The sequence below is a fragment of the Nonomuraea sp. NPDC003727 genome (assembly GCF_053586935.1).
On record NZ_JBSFNE010000013.1, the window covers coordinates 221,641 to 232,576 of the forward strand.

A 10,936-nucleotide genomic window follows, 5' to 3' on the forward strand; every position below is an offset into this window, starting at 1 on the left:
ATCACCACCGAAACACGAGAAAGGAAGGCGGTCAAGAATGGGCGGCGGTGCGCAGGGCGCGGTAGAGGAGTTTGGGATCCCCGAGGCGATGGCGCAGCAGCTTCTCCAGGCCGCCGATCGGCACGAGGTTCTGCGGGGCGCGCGGATCCTTGTAGTCGACCCCGGCCAGGGCGGGCAGCACGAGCGTGAGCGTGTCGGCCAGCCGTACGACCTCGTCGCGGGGCAGGTCCGCGCCCGCCTCGCAGCGGGCGATGCCCGCCCACGGCGCGGCCGAGCGGACGGGCAGCCGCACGTACCAGGCGTGCCGCCGCCAGCTGGTGCCCATGAGGAAGACCGGGGTGCGCTGGCCAGGCGCGAGCGCCGAGACGACCGCGCTCTGCGGGCCCGGCAGGTAGGCGGTGTGGTGGGTCTTGATGTAGCCGACCGTGCGCGGCAGATGGGTGCGCCCGCGCAGGGGCCCGTCGACCAGCAGCAGGTCGTCGGTCCGCGAGCGGTACCTGACCGCCAGGTCGACCTCCAGCTGCGTGACCTGCCGCTGCAGGGCCAGCGACAGCTCGTCCATGCTCGGCCCCGAGGCCCGCTCCGCCCGGTAGGTCGCGTGCGGTGTCTTGACCTCCGGCGTGTACGGCGAGGCGCTGAACAGCGACCTGCCCACCTCGAGGGCCGCGAGCGTCGCCCCTGTGGGGCCGCACTCGACGATCCCGGCCGCGTAGGAGGCGGCGATGCCCGGGATCGGCATCGGCGAGGAGGGATCGTGCACCCACACGCGCGCGTCGACCCTGCGGACCCCGTCGGCGATCAGCAGCGCCTGCGGCGCGGTCGTGCCGGGCGACGGGTCGACCGGCTTCCAGTCGGCCGCGTCGCACTCGACGTCGAGGACCAGCTCGGCGCTCGTCGGGCCCAGCTCGGCCAGCGCCTCGACGGCCAGCGCCGCCGCGTAGCCGGGGTCCCAGGGATCGACGGTGAACTCCGTCACGGACGCCGTCATGCTCCCACCCTCCGCAGGTGCGACCCCTTGGCGTCGCGGCCGATCTCGAACCGCACGGGCACCCGGTCGGCCAGCGCGGGAACGTGCGTGACGACGCCGACCATGCGGTCCTGTCCCGCCGCCAGGCGTTCGAGGGTGGTGGCGACGGTGTCGAGAGTGGCGGGGTCGAGGGTGCCGAACCCCTCGTCGAGGAAGATCGAGTCGAGGCTGCGCGCCACGGTGCCCGACAGCGCGAGGGCCAGGGCGAGGGCGGCCTGGAAGGTCTCGCCGCCCGACAGCGTGCGCGCGCTGCGCCGCATGCCCGCCTCGCCGTGGTCGATGACCTCGATGTCGCCCTTGCCGCCGAGGGTCAGCTCGTACTGCCCGTCGGACAGCTCGCGCAGCGTGTCGGAGGCGGTCACGACCAGGAGCTCCAGCGCCTCGGCGCACAGCCACCGCTCGAAGGCGTTGGCGCGCAGGAGCAGGGTCAGCTCGTGGGCGACCCTGGCCTCCTGCTCCTTCTCGGCGGCCAGCGCCTCGAGCGCGCGGGCGCGCTCGCGGTCCTCCCTGACCCGGTCGAGCCTGCTCTCGGCGCGGGCGACGGCGGTGGCGAGGGCCGCGCCGATCTGGTCGGGCCCCGCCTGGGCCGGGACGGCGATCTCGTGCTCGGCCAGCAGCCCGGTGAGCCTGGCCCGTTCCTCGGCCCGGCTGGTCTCCGCGCGGGAGAGTTCCGCCTCCCGTTCGGTCAGCGCGACTCGGGCCGCCCGCCCGGCCTCGTCGCGCCAGGCGATCAGCGCGCTCCAGGCCCGGTGCAGGTCCTCCCGGTCGACGGGAGGAGGAGGGGTGCCGTCGGGGTGCGCGCCGAGGGTGAGCACGCCGTCACGGGCCTGCTCCAGCTCGCGCCACGCCTGCTCCGTCCGGCGCCGCGTGCTGTCGGCGGTGCGCTGGGCCTGCTCCAGCCTGGCCCGGCCGGCCCGTACGGCCTTGCGCGCCTCGGCCACGGCCGCGTCGGCCTTGCGCACGGCGGTCATGCGCTCCTCCAGGGCGGTCCGCTCGCTGGGCGGCGGCAGCTCGGCCAGCCTGGCCGCGAACGCGGCGACCTGCGAGTCGAGCATGGCGGCCTCGGTCTCGGCCTTGCCGAGGCCGGTCCTGGCGCGCTCGGCCTCCGTCCTGGCGGCGCGCAGCGCGCGCTCGGCCGCGCCGACGTCGGCGAGCGCGGGATGGTGCGGCAGCTCGGTCAGCGGGCGCAGGCAGGTGGGGCACGGCTCGCCGACCGACAGGCGGGCGGCCAGGTCGGCGGCGGTGTGGGCGTCGCGCAGCCGGTCACGCTCGCGCTCGGCGGCGGCCAGCGCCTCCGTGGCACGGCGCGCCGCCTCCGACAGGCCCGGCAGCGCGTCACGGACCCGGGCGGCCACGGTCGTGGCCTCGCCGGCCGCGGCGGTCACCCGCTCCCGCTCGTCGAGGGCGGCCAGGCGGTGGGCGATCGTGTGCCGGTCGCCGAGCGCCGCCAGCTCGTCGTGGGCCCGGTGCTCGGCCGCCTCCAGCGCCGCCACCTCCTCCGCGAAGGCCGTCACGGTCGCCGCGGCCTGCCGGGCGCTCTCGGCGAGCGTCGGCACCTCCTGCGGCATCAGCAGCGACTGCAGCGCCTTGACCCGGACGGCGACCGCCTCGCGGTCGGCCGCCGCCCTGCGGATCTCCTCCTCGCGGGCGCGCAGCAGGTCGAGGTCGATCCGCTCGGCGAGCGCGCGCAGCGTGGCGACCTGGTCGGCCGCCGCCCGCTCGGCGTCGGCGTCGGCGCCGGACAGCTTGCCGAGCTGGTCGCGGGCGAAGGCGGCGGCCTGCTTGCTCGCCTCCTCCTCGCGGACGGCCCGCTGCCTGATGCGCTCGTAGACGTCGGCGTCGAGGAGCTGGACCAGCAGGTCCTGCCGCTCGCGCGGCGCGGCGTGCAGGAACTCGGCGAAGCGGCCCTGCGGCAGCACCACGCACTGGGTGAAGAACTTGTACTCCAAGCCCGTGACCCGCTGCACCTCCGGGGTGACGGCGTCGCCCTCGGCGACCGGCCGCAGCACCGCCGCCAGCACCTGCGCCAGCTCGCCCGTGACGGCGGGGTCGAGCTCGTCGAGCCTGGCCTCCTTGGTGCGGACGGTGCCCTTGGCGTCGCGCTGGAGCGCGCGGACCACGCCATGGCGGCGTCCGGCGCTCTCGAAGACCAGCGCCACCTTGCCCGCGGCGGCCGAAGGCGCCAGCGCGTGGGCGATCACGTTCTCCTTGCCCCAGCGCGGCACCGTGCCGTACAGCGCGAAGCAGATCGCGTCGATCACCGTGCTCTTGCCCGCGCCGGTCGGGCCGACCAGGGCGAAGTAGTCGATGTCGGAGAAGTCGATCGTGACGGGCGCGCGGAAGCTGCCGAAGTTCTCCAGGTGCAGCAGGAGCGGTCGCATCAGCCGGTCACCTCGTCGTAGAGCCGGTCGAACAGCCCGGCCACCTGGTCGTCGTGGCGTCCGGCGCTGGTGAGGTAGTCGCGGAACAGCTCGCGCGGGCTGCGCGAGGCGGTCGACGCCTTCGGTACGGCCCGCACCGGCCGGAACCGCTCGTCGAGCGCCACGTCGAGCGCACCCGGCAGCAGCTCCCTCACCGTGTCGGCCAGCCCCGGGCGCGGTTTCTCCTCCACGATCACCTTCACCCACGCGTCGCCGAGATCCATGGCCTCGAGCTGCTCCAGCGTGCCGGTGACCGTGCGCAGTGTCCTGGCCTGCCTGAACGTCACCTCGCGCACGACCGCCGGCCGTCCCGGCGAGACGTCGACCAGCAGCGCGCCGGGGGTGTTGGCCTCCTCGCCGAAGTCGACGGCGAGGGGCGAGCCGCTGTACCAGATCGGGCACGGCCCGGCGATCTGCTGCCTGCGGTGCAGGTGGCCGAGCGCGGCGTACTGGGTGGCGGAGGGGAACGCGGTGGCCTCGAAGTAGTAGGAGAAGATCGACTGCGCCTCCCGCTCGCCGCCGCCGAACGCCCCGCCGGGCAGCGTGCCGTGGGTGGCCACGATGTTGACGGTGTCGGCCTGGAAGGGGGCGGTCAGGGCGCCGAGCAGCTCGCCGATCCTGGCGGCGTAGTCACGGTTGTGCTCGGCGGGGGTGCCCGTCAGCACCTCGGCCGCGCGCACCACGTACCGGTGGGACAGGAAGGGCAGGACGGCCAGCCGCACGGGCTCGCCGGTCCTGGCGGTGAAGGACAGCGTGCCTCCCCTGTCGGGGCGGCGGAAGGCGCCGACGACCTGGATGCCGAGCGCGCCGAGCACCGGCCGGTAGACCTCGAGCAGCTGCGGGTTGTCGTGGTTGCCGGCCAGCACCACGACGTCGCGCCCGTCCTCGCGCAGCGCCATCAGCGCGGGCATGACCAGCGCCTGCGCCTCCGGGGTGGGCGCGGAGGTGTCGAAGACGTCGCCGGCGACGATGACGGCGTCCACGTTCTCCTCGCGGGCGGTCGCGACCAGTTCCCTCAGCACGGCGCGGTGCTCGTCGATGCGGGAGCGGCCTTTGAGCACCTTGCCGACGTGCCAGTCGGCGGTGTGCAGGATCTTCATCGGGCTCCGATCAGAACGGCGGGATGTCCTCTTCTTCGACCAGTCCGTGGAACGGGTCCTCGCTCGCCGGTCTGATCGGCACCGCCTCCGACGGCCGGGTGGCCCAGGCGGGGAAGGGGAAGGCGACGGCGAGCGGCACCGGGATCTCCGGCTGGGCGACGAACATGGTGCCCGGCTTGGCGATCGTGGCCCGGTCCCTGACGGCCGGCGGCAGCCAGCCGTACTCCGAGCGGCCCGCCTCGGCGGGATCGAGGCGGCCCGCCACGCGCACCGCGCTGTTGGAGACGATGCGGCGCTCCACCTCGGAGGCGGTCTGCTGGGCGCCGATGAGGATCACGCCCAGCGACCGGCCGCGCTCGGCCACGTCGAGCAGGATCTCCTTGATCGGCGAGTCGCCCTCGCGGGGGGCGTACTTGTTGAGCTCGTCCAGCACGACGAACAGCAGCGGCCTGGCCGTGCCCGAGCTCTCCTTCCTGGCGAACTCGCCGCGCAGGACCACGCCGACGACGAACCGCTGGGCACGCTCGGGCAGGTTGTGCAGGTCGACGATGGAGACCTGCGCGTCGGACGTGCGGATCGAGTGCGGACGGCCGCCCGACACGTCGGCCCTGATGATCGGCGACAGCGGCCTGACCGCGCTGCGCAGGCGGCGCAGGAAGGCGTTGACGGTGCCGAGCGGGGTCTGGGCGCCCGCCCAGGTGACCCTGCTCGCCTCGTCCATGAGCTGGTCGCTGAGCAGCTCGACCAGGTCGGAGAACGTGCGGCACACCCCGCCCTCTGGCAGCTTGATCGCGCCGCCTTCCACCGGGACGGCCCACGCCGCCAGCCGCGCCGCGACCTGGCCGACGAGCAGGGAGTAGCCGGCCCGCTCGTCGTCGGCGTCGGCGAAGACGAAGCGGAGCAGCTCCTCCTTGCAGAACTCCTCGAGCGTCCAGTAGAAGGCGCTGACACCGTGGGTGCGGGCGGCGACGTGCGGGACCGCGTTGGGGTCGTTCGGGCGCGGAGGGGCGAAGACGTGCACGCTGCCGAACGGCTCGGCGGGCAGGCCCAGGCGTTCGTACGCGGCGGCCGAGGCGGCGTCGAGCCGGCTGTTGGGATGGTCGAGGAAGAGCAGGTCCTCGCCCTTCACCGAGAAGATCAGCGCCTTGGTGTTGGCGGCGTCGCCCTGCAGGACACCCGAATGGAAGATCGAGTACAGCAGGAAGGTGGCGAAGGAGGTCTTGGTCGCCACACCCGAGACGCCCGAGATGGACACGTGGGCGCCGCGCGTGCCGTCGAGGAAGTCGAAGTTGACGAACAGCGGCTGGCCGTCGCGCCCCATGCCCATGGGGACGCGGCGCTCCATCACGTCGAAGTAGAGCGCCTGGTCGCGGTCGCCGGAGCCGGCACGGTAGACGATCTCGCCGGGCAGCGGCGGCACGAACACCTCAGGCTCGACCCTGGTGACCCGCACCTCGGCCACCTCGACGACGGCGGCGGGCAGCGCGCCGTCGGCGATGAGGAAGACGTCGGAGTCGTAGGCGGCGCCCTCGTGCCTGGCCTCGACGGTCGCGACCACGCCCGCGACCAGCACCTGGCCGTAGCCAGGGACCTCCCTGCGGGTGACCACGACGTCGTCGAGCTGGACGACCCGGCCTGGTTCGAGGCCGATCCAGAAGGAGAGCGGGGAGGCCGCCTGCGTGCCGAGCACCCTGCCGACCGCCTCACCGGACGCGACCGTCCCAGGCATCGCCGTACGGCTCGCCACTCCGTTCTCGATCACTCAGCCCCTCCGCCCCATAACGCCCTCAACCGCAGCGTAATGGGGTTGGGGGTGTGGGTTCGGCATCTTCCACGGGTCCGGCGGGTTTCCGCGCGGTCGCGCCCCCGCCGATCCGGGGTCAGGAGTCCTCGGGCGAGACCATGACGTAGCCGAAGTTCGGCGGCTTGCCGACGGCGCGTTCGAGCTGGCGGAGCACCTTGCGGGGCTCGTCGTTCGGGCCCACGACGTAGAACGGCCTGCCGTCCCTGCCGAAGGTGACGGTGCCGGCGATCTCCTCCTCGCCCAGGTGGCGGGCGAGCGGCGCGAAGTCCTCGATCGGGTCGAGGCCGAGGCTCCTGGCGTACTCGACCGAGCCCAGCACCAGCTCCCTGGCCAGCTCGAACGGCGCCTCCTGCCAGCCGGGGAAGTCGGAGAAGAAGTAGTCGCGGAAGCGGCGCAGCTCGCGCTCGTCCATGACGTCGGGGCCGACGGTGTGCCTGACGCCCAGGCAGTAGGTGTCGACCAGGTAGCCGCAGACCACGTACTTGTCCCAGCCGTGCCGGCGGGCGACCAGCACGCAGACGGTGCCGTTGGTGCCGTGCTCCTCCGGGGCCTCGTCGACCCACCCCGGCGCGGTGAGGCCGACGCTCCAGCCGGTGGTGACCCAGCTCCCGGCCACCTCCCCCATCTCCTCGGCGGGGGCCTCGGCCGCGACCGCCCGCACCAGCGGCGCCACCTTCGACGGCGGTACGCCGAGCGCGCGGGCGATCTCCTTGGGCGACTTGCCCTGGCCGCGCAGTTCGCGCACCTTGTCAATCAGCTCCATAAGGATGGGACTTTATCCGCTCCCCTCCGATCACCGGCCCGAGGGCGGGCGACCGGCGCCCTACCAGGTGATCGGCGTGTGGACGTTGCGCAGCGGCTCGCCCGCCCCTTCGGGGGGCGCCGCCCACAGCACGGCGTTGGCCAGCACCCGCAGGACGCCCTCGTGGTAGAAGACCGGGTACTTCTGGTCGCCCGGGCTGAAGTAGAAGATCCGTCCCTTGCCCCTGCGGTAGCAGCAGCCGGCCCGGAAGACCTCGCCGCCGGTGAAGGAGCTGATGAAGACCAGCTCGTCAGGGGTGGGGACGCCGAACGGCTCGCCGTAGGTCTCGTGCTGCTCGATGACGAGCGGGTTGGGCACGCCCGCCGCGATCGGGTGCGCGGGGTCGACCGTCCACACCAGCTCGCGCTCTCCCGCGTCACGCCAGGTCAGCGTGCAGGTCGTGCCCATCAGCGCGCGGAAGATCCGGGAGAAGTGCCCCGAGTGGAGCACCAGCAGGCCCATGCCGCCCAGCACGCGCTCGTGGACGCGGGCGACCACCTCCGCCGAGACCTCCTCGTGGGCGGCATGGCCCCACCAGGTCAGCACGTCCGTCTCGGCGAGGACCTTCTCGGTGAGGCCGTGCGCCGGCTCGTCCATGGTCGCGGTCCGCACCGCGACCCGTTCGCCGAGCCGCTCACGCAGCCCGGCGGCGATCGCGCCGTGCATCCCCTCCGGATAGCGCAGCCGGACGTCCTCCTCCCGCCGCTCGTGCACGTTCTCGCCCCACACCGTGACGTTGATGGCCACGCCGCCTTCTCCCTTCGGTCAGCACTCCGGTCATCGCCGCCAGCAACCACGCGGCGGTGAACCCGACCAGCCAGCTCCAGCCTGCCCTGCCGTACACGATGCTGCCCAGCGTGCCACCGACACTGCTGCCCACGTAGAAGAAGAGCGTGTACATGCCGGAGACGTGGCCGCGGGCGCCTTCGGGGGCCTCGGCGGCCGCCCAGCCGTTGGCGACGGCGTGCGCGGCGAAGAAGCCGCCGGTCAGCACCACCAGCCCGGTGACCACGAGGGCCAGGGAGTCGGGGATGGTCAGCAGCGTGCCGAGAACGGTGACCAGGAGCGCGGCGACGAGGACCGGGCGCTTGCCGTACCTGGCGACGAGCCGGCCGGCGGCGCCGGAGGACAGCGTGCCCATGGCGTAGGCGAGGAAGACGAGGGAGGCGACGGCGGGGGCGAGGCCGAGCTCGCGGATCAGCCTGAACCCGGCGGCGTTGTAGACGGCGACGAAGGAGCCCACGCCGGCGGCGGCCACGCCGTACTGGGCGAGGAGCACGGGGCGGCTGAAGGCGGCCCGCAGGCCGCCACCCGGTCGGACCCGCGGGCGCGGGGGCGTGGGCGGCAGCGTGAGGGCGGCGACCGCCGCGCAGACCGCGCAGACGCCGCCGACGACGGCGAGCGCGCCGTGCCAGCCGAGCGGTTCGGTGACCAGCCCGGCCACCAGGCGGCCGGCCATGCCGCCGACCGAGTTGCCGGCGATCATCGTGCCGACCGCGGTGGCCACCCCCGCCGCGCCCAGCAGATCCATCAGGTACGCCGCGGCGACGCCGGGGAAGCCCGCGATGGCCACGCCCTGCAGGGCCCTGAGCACCAGCAGCGTCTCGAACGTCGGCGCCAGCGGCAGCAGCAGGCCGAGCACGGCTGAGGCGATGACGGAGACGAGGATGATCCGCCGCTTGCCGACGACCTCCGACAGCGCGGCGACGGGCAGCACGGCGACGGCCAGCGCGCCGGTGGCCACCCCGACCGCCAGCGAGGCGCTTCCCGGGTCGAGGTGGAACTCAGCGGCGAGCTGAGGCAGGACGGGCTGCGGCGCGTAGAGCAGGGCGAAGGAGGAGATGCCCGCGGCCGCGACGCCGACAGCCACTCGAGGTGCGATAGCCACGAGTACGAAACTAAGCAACGCTAATAAATACGTCCAATACCGCAATATGCGAAAATTCATACCGTGATGCATGAATGGGCGCCGAACCTCGAACTGCTGGCCGCGATCAAGGAAACCGAGCACGTGACCAGGGCGGCGGAACTGCTCGGCGTACCCCAGCCGACGGTGAGCAGGCGGCTCGCCGCGCTGTCGGAGGCGGCCGGCACCCCGCTGGTCGTCCCGCACGGCAGAGGCGTCAGGTTGACCAGGGCCGGTCACACCCTCGCCGACGCGGCGGTCCGCGCGCTGGCGGTCATGGCGACGGGTGTCCGGGAGGTGCGGGAGGAGATCGACCCCGGCAGCGGCCGGATCGTGCTCGGCTTCCTGCACCTGCTCGGCCGCTCTCTCGTGCCCGCGCTGGTGGGCGGCTTCCGCGAGCGGCGTCCGGGGGTGCGCTTCAGCCTGGTGCAGGGCTCGCGGCAGGACATCCTGCGGCGGCTGCGCGAGGGCGAGATCGACCTGGCGTTCGTCGCGCCGCTCCCCTCGGGCGACGCCGAGCTGACCGGCACCCCGCTGGCCCGGCAGGAACTGGTGCTCACCGTCCCCGCCTCGCACCGGCTGGCCCGCCGCCGCCGGGTACGCGCCGCCGAACTGGCCGACGAGGACTTCGTCACGCTGGAGCAGGGGTACGGCGTGCGCCAGATCACCGACGAGCTGTGCGCCGCCGCAGGCTTCCGGCCCCGGATCACCTTCGAGGGCCAGGAGTCCGACACCGTGCGCGGACTGGTCGGCGCGGGACTCGGCGTCGCGCTGCTGCCCGGCTACGGGGTCGCGCCGCTGCCGGGCGTGGTCGAGATCCCGCTGTCGCCCGCCGTGTTCCGCACGATCGGCATCGTCAGGCCCGCCCAGCTCACCCCTGTGGTGCGGGCCTTCCACGCGCACGTGGTGGCGGAGACGCGCGACGTCGGTCCCGAGTTCAGCCCCCTGGCGGAGAAGGGGAGCCGTTCCCGCGCAGCCGGCCGACCATGAGGTGAACGGTCGCCGGGCTCGTGTTGTCTCCCCTCTGGGCGTGGCTTTACGACGATCCGGGCAGTCCACCCATATGACTGGGTCAAAACGGACAAAAGCCATCATCGGTGCCGGAGTTGCGGGTGCGGCCCTGCTCGCGGCCGCCGCATGCGCCGGCACGCCGACCGACGCCGCCAAGGCGGCGCCCGCACCCGCCGTCGGAGGCGCCGTCGCCGGCCTCGCGTCGCCGACGATGCCTCCCGAGCCCAGCCCCGGCGAGATGAGCCCCGGGGAGCCGAGTCCCGGAGTCGGCGGCATGGAGGACATCACCCGGGCGGGCACCGCCGCCATGGACGCCGTCGAGGGCGGCACGGTCGTCTCCCTCGAGGCCGAGGAGAACGGCAAGATCTGGGAGGTCGAGCTGGCCGAGAAGAACGGCACCGAGCAGGAGCTCGAAGTGGACTCCTCAGGAAAGGTCGTCTCGGGACCCACGGCCAGGGAAGGCGACGCCGAGGACAAGGCCAAGCTCCTCGCCCTCGTCAAGGGTGCCGAGCTCACCTACCAGGACGCGGCCGAGAAGGTGGCCGCCGCGGTGCCCGAAGGCAAGATCACCGAGCTGAAGCTCGACCGGCACAAGGGCGCCGTGGTCTGGGAGTCCGACGTCGTCGGGTCGGACGGCACCAGGCACCAGATCAGGGTCGACGCCAAGGACGGCACCGTGACCAAGAGCGGCCAGACGAGCTGAGAGCCCACACCGCACACCCGACGCCCTGATGCGCCGCGCGCCTCCCCCACGCGCGGCGCTGCCACCGCTGCCCCGCGTCTCCCGTGCGGCCGGGCGCCTCCGTGCAGCCGGAGATCGCCGGATGGTCGCCGGATGACCGGCGGCGCGGCGGGCAGGACGGGAG

The 10,936-nt window shown here is 73.6% G+C and carries 9 protein-coding genes; 2 read left to right on the forward strand and 7 right to left on the reverse strand.

The window, feature by feature from the left end; all coding sequences use genetic code 11:
* Positions 1-31: 31 nt before the first annotated feature.
* The 7 genes from ACWDLG_RS31490 to ACWDLG_RS31520 form a co-directional block, all read right to left on the reverse strand.
* On the reverse strand, positions 32-988 hold the full coding sequence (locus tag ACWDLG_RS31490) for a hypothetical protein (protein ID WP_449926925.1): 957 nt from the start codon (positions 986-988) through the stop codon (positions 32-34).
* Entirely contained in the window at positions 985-3,408 is a 2,424-nt protein-coding gene (locus tag ACWDLG_RS31495) for an AAA family ATPase (RefSeq protein ID WP_449926928.1), read from the reverse strand. The genes ACWDLG_RS31490 and ACWDLG_RS31495 overlap by 4 nt, the downstream gene beginning before the upstream one ends.
* Positions 3,408-4,547, reverse strand: coding sequence for an exonuclease SbcCD subunit D (locus tag ACWDLG_RS31500; protein ID WP_354918949.1), 1,140 nt, complete (start codon positions 4,545-4,547; stop codon positions 3,408-3,410). The genes ACWDLG_RS31495 and ACWDLG_RS31500 overlap by 1 nt, the downstream gene beginning before the upstream one ends.
* A 10-nt stretch (positions 4,548-4,557) precedes the next feature.
* Complete coding sequence (locus tag ACWDLG_RS31505) at positions 4,558-6,309, reverse strand: ATP-binding protein (protein WP_449926931.1); 1,752 nt, start codon at positions 6,307-6,309, stop codon at positions 4,558-4,560.
* A gap of 118 nt (positions 6,310-6,427) precedes the next feature.
* A complete protein-coding gene (locus ACWDLG_RS31510) occupies positions 6,428-7,114 on the reverse strand; it encodes a helix-turn-helix domain-containing protein (protein WP_449926934.1) in 687 nt (228 codons plus the stop codon).
* A gap of 60 nt (positions 7,115-7,174) precedes the next feature.
* Positions 7,175-7,900: a ThuA domain-containing protein gene (locus ACWDLG_RS31515; RefSeq protein WP_449926936.1), complete on the reverse strand. Its 726-nt coding sequence runs from the start codon at positions 7,898-7,900 to the stop codon at positions 7,175-7,177.
* Positions 7,788-9,041, reverse strand: a complete 1,254-nt coding sequence (locus ACWDLG_RS31520) for an MFS transporter (RefSeq protein ID WP_449926939.1) — start codon at positions 9,039-9,041, stop codon at positions 7,788-7,790. Before ACWDLG_RS31520 ends, ACWDLG_RS31515 begins: the two co-directional genes overlap by 113 nt.
* A 66-nt stretch (positions 9,042-9,107) precedes the next feature.
* Between ACWDLG_RS31520 and ACWDLG_RS31525 the strand changes: the two genes are divergently transcribed.
* On the forward strand, positions 9,108-10,049 hold the full coding sequence (locus tag ACWDLG_RS31525; protein ID WP_449927086.1) for a LysR family transcriptional regulator: 942 nt from the start codon (positions 9,108-9,110) through the stop codon (positions 10,047-10,049).
* A 295-nt stretch (positions 10,050-10,344) separates the two neighbouring features.
* Complete coding sequence (locus ACWDLG_RS31530; protein ID WP_449926942.1) at positions 10,345-10,773, forward strand: PepSY domain-containing protein; 429 nt, start codon at positions 10,345-10,347, stop codon at positions 10,771-10,773.
* The last annotated feature ends 163 nt before the right edge of the window (positions 10,774-10,936 follow it).